Annotated in this window: 21 protein-coding genes, 1 CRISPR repeat array, 1 riboswitch and 1 other annotated feature (1 of these 24 only partly in view); of the genes, 10 read left to right on the forward strand and 11 right to left on the reverse strand. The window is 35.4% G+C overall.

What is annotated here, in order from left to right; genetic code table 11:
- Positions 1-789 precede the first annotated feature (789 nt).
- The gene (locus ACYIAQ_RS03165; RefSeq protein WP_122017639.1) at positions 790-1,446 is read right to left on the reverse strand and encodes an alpha/beta fold hydrolase; all 657 of its coding nucleotides are present in this window, start codon (positions 1,444-1,446) and stop codon (positions 790-792) included.
- A complete protein-coding gene (locus ACYIAQ_RS03170) occupies positions 1,443-2,288 on the reverse strand; it encodes a glycosyltransferase family A protein (protein ID WP_483562973.1) in 846 nt (281 codons plus the stop codon). The genes ACYIAQ_RS03165 and ACYIAQ_RS03170 overlap by 4 nt, the downstream gene beginning before the upstream one ends.
- 147 nt (positions 2,289-2,435) lie before the next feature.
- Here ACYIAQ_RS03170 and ACYIAQ_RS03175 point away from each other — a divergent pair, with 147 nt between their 5' ends.
- The gene (locus ACYIAQ_RS03175; RefSeq protein ID WP_483562972.1) at positions 2,436-3,380 is read left to right on the forward strand and encodes a DUF1002 domain-containing protein; all 945 of its coding nucleotides are present in this window, start codon (positions 2,436-2,438) and stop codon (positions 3,378-3,380) included.
- A 26-nt stretch (positions 3,381-3,406) separates the two neighbouring features.
- Here ACYIAQ_RS03175 and ACYIAQ_RS03180 read toward each other — a convergent pair whose 3' ends face one another.
- Positions 3,407-4,210, reverse strand: coding sequence for a ribonuclease H family protein (locus ACYIAQ_RS03180; RefSeq protein ID WP_483562971.1), 804 nt, complete (start codon positions 4,208-4,210; stop codon positions 3,407-3,409).
- Between the two features lie 71 nt (positions 4,211-4,281).
- Between ACYIAQ_RS03180 and ACYIAQ_RS03185 the strand changes: the two genes are divergently transcribed.
- Together ACYIAQ_RS03185 and cls are read left to right on the forward strand one after the other, a co-directional pair.
- Positions 4,282-5,232 (forward strand): alpha/beta hydrolase, encoded by a 951-nt coding sequence (locus ACYIAQ_RS03185; RefSeq protein WP_483562970.1) that lies wholly within the window; start codon positions 4,282-4,284, stop codon positions 5,230-5,232.
- Positions 5,229-6,686: a cardiolipin synthase gene (gene cls / locus ACYIAQ_RS03190; RefSeq protein WP_483562969.1), complete on the forward strand. Its 1,458-nt coding sequence runs from the start codon at positions 5,229-5,231 to the stop codon at positions 6,684-6,686. Before ACYIAQ_RS03185 ends, cls begins: the two co-directional genes overlap by 4 nt.
- 172 nt (positions 6,687-6,858) lie before the next feature.
- On the opposite strand, the gene ACYIAQ_RS03195 is transcribed toward cls, so the two are convergent.
- On the reverse strand, positions 6,859-7,335 hold the full coding sequence (locus ACYIAQ_RS03195; RefSeq protein ID WP_483562968.1) for a hypothetical protein: 477 nt from the start codon (positions 7,333-7,335) through the stop codon (positions 6,859-6,861).
- 124 nt (positions 7,336-7,459) lie between these two features.
- Positions 7,460-7,701 (forward strand) — a binding site (T-box leader).
- Positions 7,702-7,756: 55 nt separating this feature from the next.
- Here ACYIAQ_RS03195 and asnA point away from each other — a divergent pair.
- From asnA to ACYIAQ_RS03210, 3 genes are all read left to right on the forward strand, one after another.
- On the forward strand, positions 7,757-8,770 hold the full coding sequence (asnA, locus tag ACYIAQ_RS03200; RefSeq protein ID WP_483562967.1) for an aspartate--ammonia ligase: 1,014 nt from the start codon (positions 7,757-7,759) through the stop codon (positions 8,768-8,770).
- Between the two features lie 110 nt (positions 8,771-8,880).
- Complete coding sequence (locus tag ACYIAQ_RS03205) at positions 8,881-9,585, forward strand: NAD-dependent protein deacylase (RefSeq protein WP_483562978.1); 705 nt, start codon at positions 8,881-8,883, stop codon at positions 9,583-9,585.
- A 155-nt stretch (positions 9,586-9,740) separates the two neighbouring features.
- Entirely contained in the window at positions 9,741-10,520 is a 780-nt protein-coding gene (locus ACYIAQ_RS03210) for a TerC family protein (RefSeq protein WP_483562966.1), read from the forward strand.
- Here ACYIAQ_RS03210 and ACYIAQ_RS03215 read toward each other — a convergent pair.
- Positions 10,515-10,874: a DUF488 domain-containing protein gene (locus tag ACYIAQ_RS03215; protein ID WP_483562977.1), complete on the reverse strand. Its 360-nt coding sequence runs from the start codon at positions 10,872-10,874 to the stop codon at positions 10,515-10,517. The genes ACYIAQ_RS03210 and ACYIAQ_RS03215 overlap by 6 nt on opposite strands.
- 42 nt (positions 10,875-10,916) lie before the next feature.
- On the opposite strand from ACYIAQ_RS03215, the gene ACYIAQ_RS03220 reads away from it, so the two are divergent.
- From ACYIAQ_RS03220 to ACYIAQ_RS03230, 3 genes are all read left to right on the forward strand, one after another.
- Positions 10,917-11,549 (forward strand): DNA-3-methyladenine glycosylase, encoded by a 633-nt coding sequence (locus tag ACYIAQ_RS03220; RefSeq protein ID WP_483562965.1) that lies wholly within the window; start codon positions 10,917-10,919, stop codon positions 11,547-11,549.
- Positions 11,550-11,660: 111 nt separating this feature from the next.
- Positions 11,661-11,836, forward strand: a riboswitch (Lysine riboswitch).
- Between the two features lie 107 nt (positions 11,837-11,943).
- Entirely contained in the window at positions 11,944-13,557 is a 1,614-nt protein-coding gene (locus ACYIAQ_RS03225) for an ABC transporter substrate-binding protein/permease (RefSeq protein WP_483562964.1), read from the forward strand.
- Positions 13,557-14,306, forward strand: coding sequence for an amino acid ABC transporter ATP-binding protein (locus tag ACYIAQ_RS03230; RefSeq protein WP_483562963.1), 750 nt, complete (start codon positions 13,557-13,559; stop codon positions 14,304-14,306). The genes ACYIAQ_RS03225 and ACYIAQ_RS03230 overlap by 1 nt, the downstream gene beginning before the upstream one ends.
- A gap of 183 nt (positions 14,307-14,489) precedes the next feature.
- Here the strand turns inward: ACYIAQ_RS03230 and ACYIAQ_RS03235 are convergent, their stop codons facing one another.
- The 6 genes from ACYIAQ_RS03235 to ACYIAQ_RS03260 all read right to left on the reverse strand — a co-directional run bounded on the left by ACYIAQ_RS03235 (position 14,490) and on the right by ACYIAQ_RS03260 (position 20,490).
- Positions 14,490-15,809, reverse strand: a complete 1,320-nt coding sequence (locus ACYIAQ_RS03235) for a replication-associated recombination protein A (protein WP_483562976.1) — start codon at positions 15,807-15,809, stop codon at positions 14,490-14,492.
- A 1,123-nt stretch (positions 15,810-16,932) separates the two neighbouring features.
- Positions 16,933-17,307, reverse strand: coding sequence for a hypothetical protein (locus ACYIAQ_RS03240; RefSeq protein ID WP_483562962.1), 375 nt, complete (start codon positions 17,305-17,307; stop codon positions 16,933-16,935).
- Between the two features lie 249 nt (positions 17,308-17,556).
- Complete coding sequence (locus tag ACYIAQ_RS03245; protein ID WP_483562961.1) at positions 17,557-18,000, reverse strand: hypothetical protein; 444 nt, start codon at positions 17,998-18,000, stop codon at positions 17,557-17,559.
- A 277-nt stretch (positions 18,001-18,277) separates the two neighbouring features.
- Entirely contained in the window at positions 18,278-19,270 is a 993-nt protein-coding gene (locus tag ACYIAQ_RS03250) for an SLAP domain-containing protein (RefSeq protein WP_483562960.1), read from the reverse strand.
- 146 nt (positions 19,271-19,416) lie between these two features.
- The gene (locus ACYIAQ_RS03255) at positions 19,417-20,028 is read right to left on the reverse strand and encodes a hypothetical protein (RefSeq protein ID WP_483562959.1); all 612 of its coding nucleotides are present in this window, start codon (positions 20,026-20,028) and stop codon (positions 19,417-19,419) included.
- Positions 20,029-20,334: 306 nt separating this feature from the next.
- Positions 20,335-20,490: a hypothetical protein gene (locus tag ACYIAQ_RS03260; RefSeq protein WP_483562958.1), complete on the reverse strand. Its 156-nt coding sequence runs from the start codon at positions 20,488-20,490 to the stop codon at positions 20,335-20,337.
- Between the two features lie 481 nt (positions 20,491-20,971).
- Here ACYIAQ_RS03260 and ACYIAQ_RS03265 point away from each other — a divergent pair, with 481 nt between their 5' ends.
- On the forward strand, positions 20,972-21,265 hold the full coding sequence (locus ACYIAQ_RS03265; RefSeq protein ID WP_483562957.1) for a hypothetical protein: 294 nt from the start codon (positions 20,972-20,974) through the stop codon (positions 21,263-21,265).
- Between the two features lie 152 nt (positions 21,266-21,417).
- Positions 21,418-22,436: a CRISPR direct-repeat array (repeat unit 29 nt; unit sequence AGGATCACCCCCACACACGTGGGGAACAC) (it continues 1,026 nt past the right edge of the window).

Below are 22,436 nucleotides of genomic sequence, written 5' to 3' on the forward strand. Positions count from 1 at the left end.
CTCCTCCTCTTACGTTTAAAAAGATAATTGGCAATTAAACCCGCTGAATTTAAATTAATTCAGCGGGAAAACTTCAAAACCCATGCAGCTGTTTTTATCAAACCAATCGCTAATTTCGTAGTAGTAAAATGAACAAGCAAAAAGTATCACTATTACAAAAGTTGGCAAACCGATTAACTATATTAAAATAGTGGTATCAACATTGCACTGGTATTTTGAATAGCGCAGTTAGTATCAATGTATATAGCCATAGGTTTGGACTAATAAATTGAATTATAAAAATACGAAACAAGAAATATATAATTCAAAAATAGTCATAAATAGGAAATTAAAGCTATTACTAAATGCGCTTAAGTTTATGATATATCAATTTGCTGGATCGTACAGAGTATATAAAAAAAAAAAAAAAAAGTAATATAGAATTACCGTTATTAGGAAAAATTGTAAATTCTGAAAAAGCTAGATTTAATTAAAGCTAATTAGCTACTAGCATGGGTTTAGCAATTAATAATTAAGCAAACAAGAATTAATAAAATAAGTTAAATAAGCGAAGAAAAAGTAAACATAAACTCTTGGATAACAAAGGTTATTAATAATTGATTAAAATTATGTTATTCTTAAAAGCAACAAAAAAAGGCATTACCTGCCTTTTTGATTATTATTCAATATAAACTGTTAAGCGCATAAAAAAAGCGTTAAACTGTTTGCTTAACACCTATCTGTAATTTGGATTTAAAATAATATAATGACTTAACTACCACACTTAAATAATAATTAGTCTATAAGTATTTATTTAAAGAATGTTTCCATTAAATCAAGCAACTTAAAACTTTTAACTGCATAACTATTATGCTTTTGTCTGGGCATTATCATTAATTGTCCTTGTGGGATTAACTGGCTGTACCAGCGAACATGCTCAACTTTAACCCAATCCTTTTCACCAACTACACAGTAAGTTGGTATCTTAATTGCTTTTAAGCTGTCAACCGACAGGTAACTTTCCGTCAATTCAACACGACTTTCGCGGTTCAGCTGCAAAAAGCGAAGACAACCTTCCGTTAAATAATGATACGGTCGAATTCCATTACCATTAACGAAAACACCTGCTACCATTAACTTTTTAAAAATTGCCTGATCTTGACTTGCAAGCATCATTGCTACAAGACCACCAGCATCAAAGCCAAAGCAATAGCAACCACGAATATTAACTTTTCGAATGAAAGAAGCCACATCATTAACCTCAGATTGATAATGCTGTGCAACTTCACCCTGACTTAGACCATGCCCACGCATATCGAGTACATAAACAGTATAGTATAAGGCTAACGGCGCTATTATCTGATCAAACATCCCACCATCCAAATGATGGCCATGTAATAATAGCAACGGCTCTCCCCTACCTAATTTACTATAATAAAGTTCGTTACCATTAACTTGTACCCTCATCGCTGATTCCTCTCACTAATATCAATCAGTTTTTGTTCAGAAAGATTGCTTTTCTTATGTTCCTGCCACAAACTCTGAACAATTGTTTTAGCGACTATATAATTCGCTTTAAAATTATCAGGAATCATCTTCAAATTAAAGTTATGTACCATACTGTCTTTACGCTGCCAATAGTGATATAGCGGTTGACTATTACAATAAAAGCCTTCAGTTAATGATAGATATTGAACATTAAAAATTTGATCTTCCATAAAAGCTAAGTTTTCCATGAACTGCAGCTTATTTTGTTTAACAACTGAGAGCTTATAACCCTTATTCCAAGTATAACCTTTGACCGGTGTTCCTAGAATATGATTATCAAATAGCGAGCCCAACGGATTATTGATCAATTGATAGCTGCGCAATTTATTCTTCATACCGCAAATAATTTTTTTGGTTACCGGTACAGAGCCATATCTGCTTTCATAATCTAGCCAAAAACCACATGATACCATCGCTGCATCCGGATGATTATGAAATGCCTGCACAAAAAAGGCCGTATAACCAGAATCAACCCAATCATCGCCATCATGAAAAGTGAAATATGGTGTATCAACATGAGCAATACCAACATTGCGTGCATCTGACAGCCCACCATTGGACTTATTAATAATTTTTAAATATCGAAACTGACTACGGTAACTTTCGGCTATTTTACTTGTATTATCGGTTGAACCATCATCAATAATTAACAACTTAAAGTTAGGATTATCTTGTTTAGCCAAATGATCAAGTGCCCGCCCAATGTACTTTTCAACGTTGTAAACGGGCATAATGACCGTTAATTCAGGTTGCTGAATCATAGCACCCCTCCCTTATTATTTTATTATACCATCTTAAATTTTCTTGAATTTTAAAAATACTATAAAATAGATTTCTACCAATACAATAATTATCCTTTTATCATTTGTATTTAGTATAATTGGTTAATTAAAAGGAGTTATTGATTTATGAAAAAAGCAAAAACAATTCTAACCATTATTGTAACGTTATTCTTTGGTATTTTGACCATTAATGGCTTTCAGCAATCAGTTAGAGCCGAAAATTTACCAATTGTTAGTCTAGGCACCTCCCTAACCGCCAACCAGCATAATGGCACAGTCAAAACTTTAATTGCGCCACTTAATAGTGCAAGTTATCAAACAACAACTATTAATGGTTCCGATTTAGTTAAGTATCTTAATCCATCCGGCTCTAATTTCACGACCAATTCTGGTGTTTGGTCAAGTGCAATGATTCAAAAAACTAGCGCAGGCAGTGGAATCAATGTCCGCATTCTTCCTTACGAAGGCCATAATAACATTACAACCATTACAGCCGACCAATACAAAAATGCAGCTTTAACCGCAGGAATTACCGATGCCAACATTTACGTTACGAGTGCTATTCCAATTGATGGCTCCGGCGCTTTAGCCGGTGTCTATGCGGCTTACAGTAAACATGGCGAAGAACTTAGTCAAAATCAAGTCAATGCAGCACAAGATGAAATGGGAACACTGAGCAAAATTACCAAAGAAAACAAGAATAAAGACGGTTATAGTGATGCCCAATTAAACAATGCAGTTGCGGGTGCCAAACAAGAAATGGGAAAAATTGGTAATAACGTTTCTGATAGTCAAATTCACGATATCGTTAACAACCAGATAAATATTAACCATCTTGGTAATGTCATTAATGACAACCAAAAGCAGCAAATCATCAATATTCTAATTGAAATCCGTAATTCTGGGGCCTTGAAAGACAATCACTTTAAGGATCAAGCTGGAGAACTTTCGAAAAATATTGAAAAAAATGCCAAAGGGATTTTTGATAAAATCAATACTCCCGAAAATCAAAATCTATTTGAACAATTATGGCACAATATCAGTGATTTCTTTAGTCACCTTTTTGGATGAGTAATTTTAGTGCAAGGCAAATAGTATCACATCTGATCCATAAACTTATTTAATGTACGATCAACAAATTCATTGCCACGATTATTGGCATGTCCTTTAGTCCATTTAAATTTAGGCTGTAAAAATTGTGCAAGCAATCTGTCAAGTTCCTGCCAACATTCAAGGTTTGCAATTTCACCAGGAGTACTCTTGCGCCAACCACGCTTTTTCCAGCCCTTAAGCCAGCCTTTAATAATTGGATTTAAGACATATTGTGAATCAAGAACAAATAATAATGGCTTCTTATTAAAACCTAATTCAAGCAACTTTTTTAGAGCTTCAATTAAGGCTGTTAATTCCATCTTATTATTAGTAGCACCAAATTCACCATTTGAATCATAAGTTGACATTTGCTTGCCTTCTTGCTGCCACTCAATAAGATAAGCCCATGCTGCTTTATCAGTTGCCCGCACGTGACCGCCTTTAAAGTTACCAGTATTGCGGGTACCTCCATCGGTGTAAATTGTTGCAAAATATTCGCTCGACTTATCCAAATTACTAAAACGGGGAGCTGTTTTACTTTGCGGTGGATTTGATTGCAGCTTTGATATTTTTGGAATAGTTTGGCTTTCATTCTGGATCTTGGCAATCGCCTGTTTTAATGAAGTTTCATCCTTTTGAAAAAATTGATTAACAGTTGCTCTATCCCAATTCAAATATTCAGTAGCATCTGTTACCTGTTTAAAGGACTTATATTCCGCGTTGGGATAGCCATCAACCTGTTTTTTTGCCGCTTCCCAAGTGCGATAAACACCTGGTTGACGACCTTTTTTGACTGCATAGAATTTCATTTGTATCTCTTTTCTTAAAAAATTTGCCAGCAATGCTAAAATATAACTAACTCTAGTATTAAGGTGGTATTATGTTTTTCAACACAAAAAAATATAAAGAAGATGCGGAAAAAAACCACAAACACAATCTATCAAAAGATCCCAGTCGATTCAATATGATAGTATTAGCAATTTTGGCAACAATTGCACCTCTACGTATTTTTTTGCGACTTCATAAGCAACATATTGATGATAGGACGACTGTTGAAAAAAAGCGTGGTAATTTTGAACAAATACCCATAATATATTTTCATGGTTTCCGTGGCGGTGATTATACAACCAACGTTATGGTTAAAACAGCTTTAAAGGAAAAAGGTGACACCAATTACCTCAAAGTTACTGCTGATTTACTAGGTAACTTTAAATTAGAGGGCACTTGGACCGGTGATGAAAATCCCATTATTCAAGTTGTTTTTCGTCAACGAATTGTTGGCGTTTATGCAATTGACTACTACTTACGTTTTGTATTACCTTTTTTAGCTAAACATTATCACTTTACCCATTATACCGCTGTTGCACATTCATTGGCGTGTCCATGTGTGGTTCGGACTGAAATGCGCACATATCGCAAAAAAAACTTTCCCCGTTTAACTAAGTGCATCTTCATTGCAGGACCATTTGACGGTGTGACTTATTTAGGCGACATCCCCAATGTTAACGGCTTTAATCACAATGGACGGCCAAATGTGATTAACATACATTATTTGTATCTACTATTTCACCGTAAACAATTTAATCCCAATATTTCTGTATTAAATATTTATGGTAACGTTTTAGATAACACCAACAGTGACAAATTTATTTCAGTTATTTCGGCCAAAAGTATTCGTTACATTTTAGCACCCAATGCAAAATCTTATCATGAGGTTGAAGTTCGTGGATCTAAGGACGCTGAGCATAGTTGGATGCATGATAATCCATTTGTGATTAATATGGTTAATAAATTCATTGGTTTTAAAAATAATTCAGGAGGACTTAAGTGAGTCTATTACGGGACGTATTTTGGATACTCATTATTACTAATACCATCTTATCTTTTTACATCGTCTTTCACAGACGCCGTTCAGTTTCAACTACTTGGGCTTGGTTAATTATTTTATTAGTTTTCCCCGTTATTGGACTAACTATTTACGGTTTTTTTGGTCGAGGAATCTCACAAGAAAATATTTTTGCAATCAATAAGCAAAATCACATCGGCTTACGCAATGTACAAAAATCAATCACAAAAGCGCCAAAAAAGACTAGTACAGCCGATACTTCAAACAAGGCTAAAATTGTTGTCCGATTCTTTGATCACAAGGGTGAGTCGCCGTTAAGCAAAAACAACCATGTTAAACTATATACAGATGGCGAGCCAATGTTTCGTGATATGATGCACGATATTGAACGTGCAAGACAGACAGTTAACGTTGAGTTTTATACCTTTTATAATGATGAAATTGGTAATGAATTTCTTAATTTGCTAATTAAAAAAGCCAAGGCTGGAGTTAGCGTACGTCTTCTTTATGACGCATGGGGATCACTAGGTGCTACTAAAACTTGGTTTGATCAGTTACGCAAGGCTGGTGGCGAAGTTCTTCCTTTTATTACTTCCCGCAACATGATTACTAGATACCGAATCAATTATCATTTGCATCGCAAAATTGTGGTAATCGACGGCAAAACATCCTGGACAGGCGGTTTTAATATCGGAGACCAGTATTTAAGTCGTAAGAAAAAATTTGGCTATTGGCGAGACAGCCAAGTTCGAATCGTTGGTTCGGCTTCCTTACTTTTACAAGAGCGGTTTGTGATGGATTGGAATGCTTCTATTCAAAAGGAAAAGCAGCTAATCACATTTAACACCTTACTTTTTCCCAATTTAGATGAAAATGAAATTCGACCAGGAGATGTTGCAATGCAAATTGTCTCCGATGGTCCTGATCATTACAATGCCAATATGCGTAATGGAATTATGCGTTTGATGTCACTAGCCAAAAAACGTCTCTGGCTGCAAACACCTTATCTGATTCCCGATGATGCAATGTTTGCCACTTTACAGACAATTGCTATGTCTGGGATTGATTTGCGCATTATGATTCCTTGCAAACCCGACCATCCTTTCATTTATCGGGCAACACAGTGGTACGCCAACGAGCTATCACGATACGGTACCAAAATCTATATCTATACTAAAGGATTCATTCATGCCAAAACGATTGTAGTTGATGATACCTTTGCTACAGTAGGGTCAATGAATCAAGATTATCGTTCTTACGACCTCAATTTTGAAGATATAGCCGTTTTCTATGATAAAAATTTTGCTCGTGAAGTAGCACAATCTTTTGAAGAAGATATGCAAAATTCTTACTTACTGACACCTCAAATAATTGAACAACAAGGGCGATGGCTTAAGACACTACAAAGTTTCTCACGAATGTTATCACCGATTTTATAATCAAAAAATTCCACTTAGCAATAATCCCATAACTAAGACTTAGTTATGGGATTATTTACATAGTTAAGTTAGCAAAACAATAAATTTAGTCTACTAAATAACGTAAAATTTCAATCAGGGAATTTTCATTTCAAACACAATCAAAAAAGCATACTATTTTTGAATAGTTGCTCTATATAATATCTTGAATTTCAATTTTAATGTCATGATGGATATGCTGTTTTAAAGCTTCAACAATCTGCGCCACCCCATGTGAAAAACGCAAATAGTATTGGCGGTTCTGCTGTGTTGTCAGAATACAAATCACTTGCTGTTTTCTCGGATTTGGTACCCTAATTAAAGTTACAAGCATTATATCCGAATAAGCAACTGTTCGACGAAAGTAGCCCGATACAACTACTTTATTTGGTGCAAAACCTGTATAACCGTCAATGATCGCCATAATTAAAAAAATTGCCAAAAAAATCCCTAAGCCTTGGTCACTTTTTTCAATTAGCTGCCAAGTAAAACCAACCCATATAAAAATAATAGCCCAAACAACTGAAGATATCCGATACTGCCCCTTTAAGTCAATACTTGCTTGCCAATACCAACTATAACAAGTATAACCGAACAATATCGCATCTAATATAAGATAAAATCCAACCATAAAATTCTCCTCGAATATGTAGTCCAATACATTATAACAGACGAAGTATTTTTAGTTAGCTTTACTCTCTCGTCTTAACTTTTACTTGATTTTTTGTTAAAAATATTATTAAATATAAATTAGATAAAATGCAATGAAAAAGACGAGTAAATAATTTATCTCTTTCAGTGAGCCAGTGATAATGCGAAACTGGCAGACCCTGAATTATTGAAAAACCCTTTTTAGCAACGCTCTGAAATAGAAATTAAAGTAAGCAGCGTCGTCGCCAGTACGTTATCACGCTGGTGAAGCATGATTGTGCTTCATGAGTTGGTCCGATTTCGGACAATTTAGGTGGTACCGCGGAAAAAGCCTTTCGTCCTTAGTTTTGTTAAACTAGGCGAAGGGCTTTTCTTTGCACTAAAAACTGGAGGTAAACACCATGACTTTAATTATTCCTAAGGATTATCATCCCACACTGACTATTCGTGACACAGAAGCAGCAATTGTCTTTATTCGTGAGCGGTTCCAAGCCATCTTAGGTCAAAAATTAAATTTGCAAAGAATGTCTGCACCACTTTTTGTTGAAAAAAGTACCGGATTAAACGATAACTTAAACGGATTTGAGCGTCCCGTTACTTTTGATGCTAAAGAACTTTCTAAGAACGATGAAGTTCAAATTGTTCATTCATTGGCTAAATGGAAACGAATGGCTCTTAAAAAATATAACTTTGTTATGCATGAGGGACTTTATACTAATATGAATGCTATTCGGCGAGATGAAGACCTTGATAATTTTCACTCAATTTACGTTGATCAATGGGACTGGGAAAAGATAATTGCGCAAAATGAGCGAACTGAAGAAACTTTAAAAACTACTGTCCTGCAGATTTTTGACGCAATTAAATTAGTTGAATCGGAATGTGCTAACCGTTACCCAGCATCCACTCATCGTTTACCAGATAAAGTTCATTTTGTAACAACCCAAGAACTTGAAAACACATGGCCGACTTTAAGCCCAAAAGAACGAGAAAATAGGATTGCTCAAAAAGAAAAAGCTGTTTTTATTATGAAAATTGGCGACAAGCTGCAACATAGTGGTAAGCCCCATGACGGCCGTGCACCAGATTATGACGATTGGCAATTAAATGGCGATCTCATTTTTTGGTATGAACCGCTTAAGCAAAAGATTGAAATTTCTTCAATGGGAATTCGTGTCAGTCCCCAAAGTCTACACGAACAGCTTAAAAAGTCTGGTCATCTTGAGCGCGAACAACTTCCATTCCACAAAATGCTGTTAAAAAACGAATTGCCGTATTCCATCGGAGGCGGTATAGGGCAGTCTCGTTTATGCATGCTTTTATTGAGAAAAGCACATATTGGTGAAGTGCAAGCAAGCATATGGCCGAAAAAAATGATTGAGGAGTGTCAGGCACACCACATTCAAATTTTATAGTTTTCAAAATTCATATGGTGAGCAAGCTGCTTACCATATGAATTTTTATTTATACAAAAACTTGTAGTAAACTATCATATAGTTGTCACTACTTTTAGGGGGGAAAAATGATGATCAAAGAAAAGCAATTAACCGAACTCAAACAAGATATTACAATGGCAAAACATATTGTATTTTTAACCGGTGCCGGTGTTTCAACTCATTCTGGTATTCCAGATTATCGCTCAAAAAATGGCATTTATGACGGTGTTTCAGAAAGTCCCGAAACAATTCTAAGCCAAGAAACGCTTTTAAAGCGTCCCGAGTTTTTCTATCATTTTGTGATGAATAATATGTATTTTCCTGACGCTCAGCCCAATATCATTCATCAAAAAATTGCGGAAATTTGTAACCAAAAAGGTGATCTTATCACACAAAATGTTGACGGATTGGACAAAAAAGCAGGTAACAAGCAGGTAACCGAATTTCATGGCAGCCTTTATCAGATATACTGTACTAAATGCCAGCATAATGTAGACTATTTAGAGTATGCTCATTCTTTTCGCCATCAAAATTGTGGCGGTATTATCAGACCAGGAATTGTTTTATATGGTGAAGCAATTAACGCCGATAATCTGGCAAAATCAGTTAAGGTAATGCAGCAATCAGATTTAGTGATTATTTCTGGCACAAGTTTTGTTGTCTATCCCTTTGCCCAGTTGCTATCTTACAAACACCCCGGTGCCAAGGTTTGGGCGATCAACAAGACAGAAATACCAGCAATAGATATTTCTGAAATCATTGACGATGCAATTAATGTTTTTAAACAAATTTAGTTGATTTCAATATTCACCTTAATTATTATGAAACACTGAAACCCATAAGTGTTTATGGTAAAATACCATAACAATTATCCCCATAGCATTGAGGATGCTATTTTTCAAAGCAATTAAGAATTCACAAATAATCAGTTTAGAAAAGAGTTTAAAAGATGTCCTTAATCAAATTGTATGCCCCCTTCTTTAGCATCAACAACTGGCTTCATGTTCTAACCAGCGGTAAGGATTGGTTAATTATTCTAACTTTAATTTTGATGGAATGTCTCCTTTCTGTAGATAATGCAGTAGTTCTAGCAGCTCAAACCAAAGCTTTGCCTGATAAAAAGCAACAGGAAAAGTCTCTCATTTATGGTATGTGGGGAGCATATATTTTTCGTTTCATCGTCATCGGTATTGGAACTTATCTTATCAATTTTTGGGAAATCAAACTAGCTGGTAGTATTTACCTCTTCTATCTTTCGTTTAAGTTTTTCTATGATCAGCATCATAAATTGAAAACACAACAAAAGGAGCAGACTAAAAAAGATGATTTTTTAGTGCATAAGAAAAAAAGCGGCAAACATATTTTGTCTCTTTTCTGGCGAACCGTTATTTCAATCGAAGCAATGGATATAGTTTTCTCAATTGATTCTGTTCTAGCAGCACTTGCTGTCTCAAGTAATCCAGTGGTTGTATTAATTGGCGGAATGATCGGTATCTTATGTATGCGAGGAGTAGCAGAAGTAATTATCAAACTAATGGATATCATTCCGGAATTGCAGCCTATGGCTTATCTCTTAATTGGTATTATTGCTCTGAAATTATTCCTGTCACTGCCACCACTACATTACGAAATTTCTAATACCGCTTTTGCATTACTTGTATTTATAATTTTGTTAATTACCATTATCTTTCATTTTTGGAGAATTAAAAAAAATAGACATAAATCATAGTCGTTGTTCAATATAATCTTTAAGTACAATCGCTTGGTTGTGCTTGGTATTTCTAGAACCATATAAAAAGACTACGTCTTGCTCAAGCAGTTGCTTTTTTACTAATATTAAAAATTTTTTCGTATTTGGATTTTCATCCAGCTCCTGGCAATATCTTTGTTTAAACATTAAGAATTTATCGTCATCGTGAGCGAACCACTTGCGCAGATCCAAACTGGGACTTATTTCCTTAGCCCATTTATCTATTTGAACTTCGGCTTTACTTTTCCCTCTTGGCCATAAACGATCTACCAAAATATGATAGCCAACCGGAATTTCATGCTCATAAACGCGTGCTAGTATTATATCTGTCATCATTATCATTCCTTTATTTTAGTATACTACTCGAGAAAGAAAATGAATTATTCATCTTACTTTACCAATCGTCCAACCGCAGAAATTTGTGCAGATTTACTCGGACGCCCCTTAACATTTAATGACGGCAAACAGATTTTAGGAGGTTATATTGTTGAAGCAGAAGCTTATTTAGGTAAGAAAGATCGGGCTGCACATTCCTATGGTGGCCATCGCAGTCCCGCTAACGAAGGTCTTTACGCTCGCGGTGGAACCATTTATATTTATGCTCAACGGCAATATTTTTTCTTTGACGTGGCAACGCAAAAAATAGAAGAACCTCAAGGAATTTTAATCAGAGCAATTGAACCAACCTGGGGAATCAATCAAATGGTTATAAATCGGGCAGGTAAGATTGGTCCTCTACTTACCAATGGCCCTGCTAAAATGATGCAGGCGTTAGGAATCCATAACAAAAAGTGGAATCTTCATTTTTTAAGTGATTCCCCTTTTACCATTGATTTAAATGATCAACACCAAAAGCAGGCTGCTGAAATTCTATCCAGTCCTCGAATTGGAATTAATCAGTCTGATCATGAGTGGGCACAAAAGCCGCTGCGCTTTTATGTTGCTGGCAATCCCTATGTTTCAAAAATGCCCAAAAGTGCTTATCAAACTACTCGAGGTTGGATATAACAACTAAAGAACGCTGACTATCTCTACATAAATAAAATGATGAAAAAATGATAATTAACTGTTGACAAAAAAAAAAAATTAGCCTATTATCACCTATAAGTTAATAATTTCCAATGCAATAGAGGTCGCGGTGATTACAAAGTTAATCTGAGTGTACGAACACGATGAAGATTTTCTGTAAGAGTTACCGCCGAAATCAAAAACTGTTCGTATCAATTTTTGGTTGGGCTGCACGAGAATATCTTGCAGACTGTCCTAGCTAGTTACTAGGGAGCGCTATATGATTTGTCTAATGAATTAGATTATAACCTCGTTGTTTAACTTCAACGAGGTTTTTATTTACGCTTTTTATTGTATTGGCTTTATTTGAAAAAAGTTTTTGGAGGTTTTCAAAATGAAGTCAAGATATAAATGGATAGCTACTTTAATGGCAGTATTCGCAAATTTATTCATTATACTTAATTGGGTTAATCCGGTTAATGCGAAAGATAATAGTCCCTTAAAGATAGCCATGGAAGCTAATTATCAGCCCTATAACTGGACTCAGACAGATGACGTTAATGGCGCTGTACCAATTGAAGGATCACATACTTATGCTAACGGCTACGATGTTAAAATTGCTAAAATTATTGGTCAACGGCTTCACCGAAAAGTTGTTGTTGTTAAAACCGAATGGGATGGATTATTACCAGCTTTAACCAGTGGCAAGGCTGACCTAATTATTGCCGGAATGAGTCCCACAGCTGAACGGGCAAAAGCAATTAATTTTTCAGAACCGTATCGACGTGGTACATTCGTGGTAATTACTAAGCAAAATAGTAAATATGCTAATGCAAAGAAATTAATTGATTTCAAGGGTGCAAAATTAACAGCTCAACAAGGAACATCACATTACGGCATGATTAAACAACTTATCGGTGCTAAAAGACAAACAGCCATGCGTGATTTTGCTGCTATGCGTCAAAGCTTAATTTCTGGTACAATCGACGGTTATCTTGCCGAAGATACCGAAGCAACTTCGTTTAAGCTAGTTGATCCTGACATTAAGGCAATTCCAATTAGTAAGATGCCGGGCTTTCACGTTTCTAAAGAAGAATCGGAAACATCAATTGGGATCGCTAAGCCCAACAAATTATTACTTAAACAGGTTAATCAAGTTTTAGCAACTATTTCAATAGCTGAAAGAAATAAAATGATGACGGATGCTATTAAACAACAGCCTAAGACTGATGACACCAATAAAGGCGGCAAAAAGGAAAATTGGCTTGTTTCAATTTGGAAACAATATGGCAATATGATCATGACTGGTATTGGAATGACCCTTTTGCTAGCCTCAGTGGGAACAATTGCAGGTTTCTTTATTGGTTTAGCAGTTGGAATCATCAGAACAATCCCTACCCCAACTTCTACTAGTAAAAAGTGGCTGCTCAAGGTGGTTAACTGGTTACTTTCAATTTATATTGAAATATTCCGTGGTACACCAATGATGGTTCAAGCAGCTGTAATTTACTATGGTATTGCCCAATTTTGGCACCTAAATATCGATCGAACCATTGCGGCTTTGATAATTGTCTCAATTAACACGGGAGCCTACTTAGCCGAAATTATTCGCGGTGGTATCATTTCTACTCCTCAAGGACAATTTGAAGCTGCTAGTGCTTTAGGAATGACCCATAATCAAAGAATGTGGCATATTATTTTACCGCAAGCTATTAAGAATTGTTTGCCATCAATTACTAACGAATTTATTGTTAACATTAAGGATACTTCCGTATTAAGCATCATTTCAGTATCGGAATTATTCTTTGTAGGAACGACTATCGCCAGTCAGACGTTTAAGTTCTTCCCAACTTATCTCACAATTTCTGCTATTTACTTAGTTCTAACCTTTACTATTACCAGAATTTTCAACATGATTGAAAAGCATCTTCAGGGTGATAAAAATTACAACTTAATGGCCAACCAAGTACAAGTTGGCGAGCCTAAGAATATGGGGGCTAACAAATAATGACTGCAACAAATGAAACGATTTTAAGTTTAAAACATTTGCAAAAATCTTTTGGTGAACATCAAGTTTTGCGTGACATTTCTCTTGATATAAAAAGAGGCGAAATTGCTACTATCATCGGCCCTTCTGGCGGTGGTAAATCAACTACTTTACGTTGCATTAATCTCTTAGAAGAACCAACTTCCGGTGAAATTACTTTTCATGGTGAAAATGTTCTTGCTTCTTCTTATAACCGCAACATCTATCGTGCTAAGGTAGGGATGGTATTTCAGCAATTTGACTTATTTGAAAACAAAAATGTTCTTGCTAACTGCATGGTTGGTCAAGAATTGGTTCTTAAACGCTCTAAAGAAGAAGCACGTAAGATTGCACTTAAAAACTTGGAAAAAGTCGGCATGGCAGAATATATCAATGCCCGTCCTAACCAACTATCCGGTGGACAGCAACAACGAGTTGCAATTGCTAGAGCAATTTCAATGGATCCAGAGATTCTATTGTTTGACGAACCAACTAGTGCACTTGATCCAGAAATGGTCGGTGAAGTTCTAAGCGTAATGCAAAACTTAGCTAATACTGGGCTAACAATGATTATTGTAACCCATGAGATGGCGTTCGCGCGGGACGTATCTGATCAGATTTTCTTTATTAGTGACGGTATCATTGCCGAGCAAGGCAATCCAGATCAATTATTTAATCATCCACAAAATGAAAAAACTACGAAGTTTTTAAGTAACTTCCAGAATAATTAAATCAGTGACCAAAAAAGCATGTTTTTTTGCTAAAACATGCTTTTTTATTCATTTTACAATACCTTGAGCTTTTGAATTTGGCAATCAAATTTTCCCTTGTAGCAAACAGATTGACTACCCAAAGCAAATATATGATTCTTATAACTCTTTGTGCATAGTTTGCGCCGAATTTTGAAGCTCTTATTAAGAATGCCGCTTATGCCATTCTTTAATTTGTTCAAGTCGCTTCTTGAAGCGCTCCTCATGACCCTGAATTGTAGGTACATAATATTCATGACCTTCTAAACTAGGCGGCATAGTTTTCATTGTAGTTAACTTATCCTTAGTTTGATGAGCATTTTGGTAACCTTTGCCATAATTTAAATCCTGCATCAACTTAGTTGGTGCGTTGCGAATCTGCAGGGGCACAGGTTCATCAATTGTCTTTTTAACGTCTTTTTCAGCAGCTAGACGGGCTTTATAGACCGCATTTGATTTCGGTGCTAAAGATAAATAAGTTACAGCCTCAACAAGGTGAACGTCGCATTCTGGCATCCCTAAGAATTGACAAGCTTGAAAAACATTGACTGCTACATTTAACGCGTTTGTATCTGCCAATCCAATATCTTCACTGGCAAACCGCACTAACCTACGGGCAATATAAAGTGGATCCTCACCACCTTCAAGCATCCGTGATAGCCAATAAATGGCCACATTAACATCACTATTACGCATCGATTTATGTAGAGCAGAAATAATGTTATAATGTTCTTCACCATTTTTATCATACAAAACCGATTTCTGTGTGATTAACTGTGCCAAGCTGTCCATAGTCACGTTGATCGTATTACCATTTTTATTGCCATTTAAAACGGCCATTTCCAATGTATTAAGTGCCGTTCGCGCATCACCATTGGCAAACTTAGCAATTGAACTGATTTCCTGCTCATCGATTTCAACTTTCAATTTGCCAAAACCATTTGGGTTATTGATAGCTCTCTTAAGTAAATTAACAATATCTTTGACTTCAAGCGGTTTTAAGACAAAAACTTTGCATCGTGAAAGCAACGCTGAATTGACCTCAAAAGAAGGATTTTCAGTAGTTGCACCAATTAAAGTAATGCTTCCACGTTCAACATAAGGCAAAAAAGCATCCTGCTGGGCTTTGTTGAAACGATGAATCTCATCAATAAAGACCAACGTTTTTTGACCAAGTTGACTTTCTTCTTCAGCCTCTTTCATAATTTTACGGATTTTACTAATACTGCTATCAACGGCGCTGAAACTATAAAAACTTGACTGACTTTGGCGCGCAATAATTTCCGCCAAGGTCGTTTTGCCCACTCCGGGTGGTCCCCAAAAAATCATTGAACAAAGTTGATCACTGTCAATAATTTCCCGTAGAATTTTCCCCGAGCCAAGTAGTTGTTCTTGGCCTACAAACTCGCCCAAGTTTTTTGGTCGTACACGGTTGGCTAACGGTTCATTTGCTGCATTATTTGCAAATAATGATTGTTGTTTCATGCTAATATCTTCTTTTTTCAATTTATTCCACCTTGCTCTTATTATACAAGTACTTATCACGTTTACTAAATAAATATTACTGGTCAATTTTCAACTTAAGCAGTTCAAGTTTACCAATAATTATTGCAACTTAAGAAATAACCTTTGCGCTGGCAGTCCTTTCAACAAAATTATTTTTACTAGTACATATAAAGTGACTAATTGATCTTTGTATCAATAAAGATTGCAAATTATTCAGCAAAATAAACAATTGCTAGCTGAAAATTCCTAATTAAACACAAAATCAAGACTAACCAGAACAAGCAAAGCAAATCTAGCAAAAAAATAAATATTCAGTAAGAGCACGAATCACTCAACAAAAACGGGAATGTTACCAGTAAACAACCAAGAGATTGCCCTTTTGCATGATACACTTGATCATACTCAAAAGTTACTGGATCAATCGCAACAATTAATAGTCGAAAAAAGTCAATAAGCTTAAAAAATTCCAGCCAGTCCAGCAAAAAAGAAAAAGACCATCAGAAAACCTGGTGGTCAAAATTATTTTGATTACTCGATTATTTAAACTTTTAAATGCTACATAGTAATAAAACTTATGTATTATATTAGATAAACAAAGTAATCATATATGTTACCAAATTAGCCCATGTTTGAGACATACCAACACTACGACATGCTGAATAAATAATATGCTCTGTAGTTCCTGCATAATGATCAATTACTTCTAGAAAACCAGCAAGACCTCCACCAAAATATTTTTCAATCTTATTTTTACTATAGCTTTTGCTACTTCAGTGGCACCAATTCGTGTATCTACTTTAGGGGCTTGTTCAACAAGATATACAATATCCTTATCCGAAAACTCTTTTTAAATCTTCATCAGTAAAATGGTTTTCTTGCTTTAAAACCACTTTTGCATCTGCTAGATCTTGTGGTGTAAACACTACATTTTCTGATAGATCATATTCGGTATCTTGCTGAGAAACTTGTTCAATGTCATCACTATCATTAGTCTTAATTAGCAGGAATAGCTAAAGTTTGACCGATAATTAATAGACTTCCGCCTAATGCTGTATATTTTAAAAAATTATTTTTTCTTCATAATATATGCCTCTAAAATTAATTATTTTCTTTTACTTTTTAATAACTCTAAAACAATTATTATTACTTGTTGAATAAGCCAAAGTAATAACGAATAAATAGATATAACACCCAGTAAAATATTTTTTCCATTTAAGTAATATAAAACCATAAAGACGAAGAACATCGTTAAATAAATACGTTCCGAATAAATTACAACTTTGTGATCAACTAAGTAATCTGTTGCAGAAGAAGTTGATTTTTGGTTTTTACTTGTGGAACATAATGCTACTGCTAATGTTAATAGTCCTATTATTATTTCCCTTGGACTACGCCAAGGAGAAAAATCTTTTATCGCAATTATTATTAATATAATACCTATTAAAAAAGGAAAAATTTTGCTAGGTTTTATCTTCATAATCTACTCCTATAGAATTTAACGATAAGAATTGGTAATCGATCCAATAGATCATGCCATTTTTGATTCCTTAATCTTTGTTTTCTTGTATAAATTTTTTAATTGTTTGCTATATTCTTCCATTCCAATCGAATTAAAAAAATCAATTATAATCTGACAATCTTCCTGTCCCTTTTTACAACTTTGTCCTGTTGGCTATTTGTGTGCTGTCTTGATAACGGAAAAAGACCTCCGAGCTAATCTCTGACCCTACCAAAGTTCTGGATTAGCTTTTTTCATACCCCGATTTCTTATACAAGTAAGAAATCGGGGTATTTTTATTTGCTTTTCTTTTTCTTGTCGTATCTGTTCTTTTTCAGCAGTAAGTTTTTGTATCTGTTGCTCCCTGTCGTCTAATTTATTAGTCAGTTGATCCACTTGTTTTTCAAACTTAACGACTTGACTGTTCAGACTAGACAAAATAGTGTCAATCATTTTACTGTCTAGCTGCTTGACATTACTTGTATTATGTTTGACACCTACTGACGTGTAATATTGCTTGATATTTTTGACTGCATTATCATCAAAAATATACTGTCCCATAGCATTTTTACGGGGTTTTTTATCATTGTCTAGCTTTGCTATTATTTGGTATAGCCTTGCTCTGCTTAATCCAAGTTCATTAACTAGCTCTTTAGCTGTTATTTTACTCATCAGTTTACTGTCTCCATTTACATATAATGTCTAATATTTACTATCTAATTAGTATCATCTTAACATCTAAATATAATAGAAGAAGTTTTTATTACAAAACTACATAAGCATTATCCCCTGAAACATAAACTTGCTGATCATTAATCTAGATCTTTTAAAATAAAAAATTTATTTTACTGACCAACTACGTCATATAATTGATTAACTATTAATTCAAATTCTTTAGCTTTATTAGCATTACTAGTTGGTTCAAGTAATGAATAAGTACTAGGATTAATTATTGCAACTGTTTGCCATATACATATTTAACATCAGATGCTTTAATATACAATTCTGTTGTAACTTCTGAAAATAAGTTTTTATTCTGTAAACGATAAAATAGTTCTGTCTTTTCCTCTTCTGGTACCCAAAGATTAACAGCCTTGGATACCGCCTCTATGTGTCCTTTATTAATTTTAACTGTGCTAGACTTTTTATTATCTTTTTGATTAGGAAGTACCACCTCATTCGGCGAACTTTCACGAATAAGTTTATTGCCTTGCTTTGTATAAACGTACCCATCATTAATTAGCAATACATCCATGTAATTGCTATATGGCAATAACAGTTGACGTAAAACATCGGTATCCATACGGACAAATTCATCTGAACCAGCAATACGATAGTATTCACTATCATCATCACCATCAATACTATTACCATAAAAATCAATAGTAGACACTGATCTGTCAAATGTTACTTTTTGCCCTGGGCTAAGCTTTTTATTTTTCAACTTACCATTACTGTCCATTACTTGGACACCATTTGAATACGATTTATCTATCTTCAAACTAGCTTTATTAGTATACAAATACTTTTCATCTATTTTTTTAACATTTGCAGCTTTCACATAACCACCGTGACCAATGCTGTAATATTCTTGTCCTTTGATTGTCTTATATGGCAAATAGAACCAATTCCAGTCATCATCATGGAATGAATATCTTACTGTATATGGATCAGCTATTGTTTGTGGTTTATCAACATAGCTGACCGTTGCACCTTTTTTAAGTAACCCATTACTTCTCTGGTAAGAATATAATTTTTGACCTTTTTTATTATAAATACGAGTATTGTGGTTTAACGTTAATGTACCATCTGCTGTAATTTTATTTTGCGTTTGGTCAGTTGTTTGTGCTGCATGAGCTTTGTTAAGACTAGCGGTAATTACTGGACCAGTTGCCAAAGCAACTGCCGCTAAACTAATTATTAATTTTTGGCTTTTTTTCATTTTTTATACCTCATAATAAAAAAATAATATATTTACTAAATTATAGTTTATACTTCAAAGTAATAAGTTTCTACTATGCTACCAAACAAAAGAGTGAGTAAAAATATCTACTCACTCTTCTTTTATTTCGCTAATAAGTCACCCAGCTACTTACCAATTAGAAGTACCGGTGTTTCTGATAAATCACTATGCTTTAAATAACGTTTTAATTGTTTAATTGAAGTATCAGCTATTTGCTTATTCTTACCAGTTAATTCGCTAGCTAACGTTTGCGCTTGCTCTAATAAAGCCGAAGTAGGTTCATTATTATCTTTAGCAGCCATTACTTTTAATTCAGAATTAATTAGTGGTTGTAAATCCTTACTAAATAGATTTTTGTTATAAATACCATTCACGTACGTTGTGTAGCCTTTATATTTTCCATCCTTAGAAATCAAATCAACGAAAATACCGTTTTTAATGGTTGACAACTTTCTAACCTTAAATAGTGTATGATTCTTAACAAGCTTCTTTAATAACTTTCGACTGTATGATTTACCACCCTTGGCTGCTGTATTCTTATATAATACACCTTTAACAGCATAAGGTAATACAAAAACATACCCTGCTTTAGCTAACCTCTTAGTCCAAACTTTATTAGTTACAAGCTTAGGCTTTTCTATTTGTGCAGCATGGACTGTAGTATTACCTGTGGTAGCGAACAGTTGTCCCGTCGATACTATCGTTAAAACAACCAAGACTTTAAATATTTTTTTCATATGCTCTTCTCACTAATACCATTTATGTAATATTCCTTAAATTATTATAACATATTTTAAAAATATTGTATATAAATTTTAAAATATACCACTGCCAACTTAACATAATGTGCATTATCGGAAGTAGGTAAAAAAGCCCGCAGAATTAGGTCTAATTTGAGCTTTAAAAATAAGTTTGTGAAATTTAATCTGTATAGCATATAAAAAGCCCAAATTATTGGGCTTTTTATTTTAGCTATTTTTTGGATTTCACAATTAGACCAATCAAAAAAAGCGCAAAATTTTCTTGCGCTTTTTCCTGCAACTTTACTTAAAAATCTTAAGTATTTCTTTAAGTAAATCTTTCAACTTATCAAGTAAGTTTGCCAATTTATCTAAAGCAATTCCAAGTTCCCGCAAAGCAGGTGCTAAATTAGTAAGTAATATGCAAGTAAGAGATAATAAAACCACGTATTTTAGCATTACGCCCACCTCCTTTCATGGAAGTTAATCGGACTTCCTGAGATTGCGCACTAAAAAACGTGCATTATCATTTTACCATGCTATAATTACTCATAAGAGATAATAAACTACGATTTTAGTAGTAAAACGTGCAAGCGACTTAATCAATCGCAAGCCGGCTGAGCGATCCCAAAAGGGTCGCTTTTTGTTTCTTTTTTAAAAGAAAATCGTGGCCAGACGATAAAAAATAAGCATTAGTCCCACCGACTTTTGCTTATTTTTTTCGTCATGAAATTTTAGACATTACGCTGTTTTGCCCAAATTGAATTAAGCAGAAATGGCACTAGCTTTTTCTACTTTGCCCCCTGATAAGGGCGTTTGATGTAGTGATATAAACTTAACGCATGTCACCACATCCAAAAATTGGCAAGCTGCCAAAAAAATTTTGAACAAAATAACCCCAATTTGCAGTTTTACAATGCGGTGATACACATGGACGAGCTTGGTTCGCGCATTCAAAAGGCGCACAGCAGCACAGCAGGGAGTAACCGTTAAGCCGATCCGTCTAACTGAACTAGTGCGTAAATATGACATTGAACGTGAACCAAGCTTAGCCAATCAATTAAAAAACGTCCACGAATACCAGCAGGCTATGCGTGCCGTTGACCAAGCTCAAACCTTAGCTCTGCAACAAAAAAATAAAAGTGTTGCATTAGCAGTTGAATTAACTGATCAAAAAATCGTTAGCCAAGAATTAGAACACCAAAGCAAGCACATGCCCAAAAACAGTAATTAGCGTAAGAGAAGCAAACCCTTCATATGCAAGCAAATACTCAAAAATACTTGGTCTAAAGTTGTAGATCACATTGGGCAACATTTCCACCAACAATAACCTAACTTAAGTCACTTTAAACACCACTCAAAGCTAAAACAGGAATTATTTCTTCTAAGATCACCCCCACATACGTGGGGAACACCACTGATACCAGAAATTACGACGAATGCTGGCAGGATCACCCCCACATACGTGGGGAACACGCCAGAAAATCGAACACGTACTCCCAATCGAGGGGATCACCCCCACATACGTGGGGAACACTGCGCGTAGGGTTTACGATATTCAAAATCTTGCAGGATCACCCCCACACACGTGGGGAACAAAAAATTATTATCGTGCTATTGCTCAACAATACGGGATCACCCCCACACACGTGGGGAACACCTGTGTGCCAGCGCCAAGGTAGTTCACCTTCGAGGATCACCCCCACACACGTGGGGAACACCAAGGGTTGCAAGGTTGAGGAATTCTTCAATGGGGATCACCCCCACACACGTGGGGAACACCAGGTGACTTTATCTTGTGGGCATATTGGTTTGGGATCACCCCCACACACGTGGGGAACACTTAAGAAAGGAGAGAAATAATGCCAGCAATTAAGGATCACCCCCACACACGTGGGGAACACTTTAATATATTGATTTTTACCAATGCGATAGAAGGATCACCCCCACACACGTGGGGAACACGTGGTGCTGACACTGAAAGTCAACACTCAAATAGGATCACCCCCACACACGTGGGGAACACTGCAATCAAGTCAACCAGTGGTAAGACACTCTCAGGATCACCCCCACACACGTGGGGAACACCGCCCATGTACCTCGGAACGCAGTGCCTAAAAGGGATCACCCCCACACACGTGGGGAACACTGATGCTTTTTCTAAAATTTGTATGCCAAATTTGGATCACCCCCACACACGTGGGGAACACTCCTTGTGTAATTTTTATCATTTACTACCTTGGGGATCACCCCCACACACGTGGGGAACACTTGGATTTTTATAACCGTTAATTTCCGCATAAGGGATCACCCCCACACACGTGGGGAACACTACTTATATGAGCGTTCTAGTGAGACTAATAAAGGATCACCCCCACACACGTGGGGAACACAAAACATAATGG

It is taken from the genome of Lactobacillus sp. X-49, from assembly GCF_057063645.1.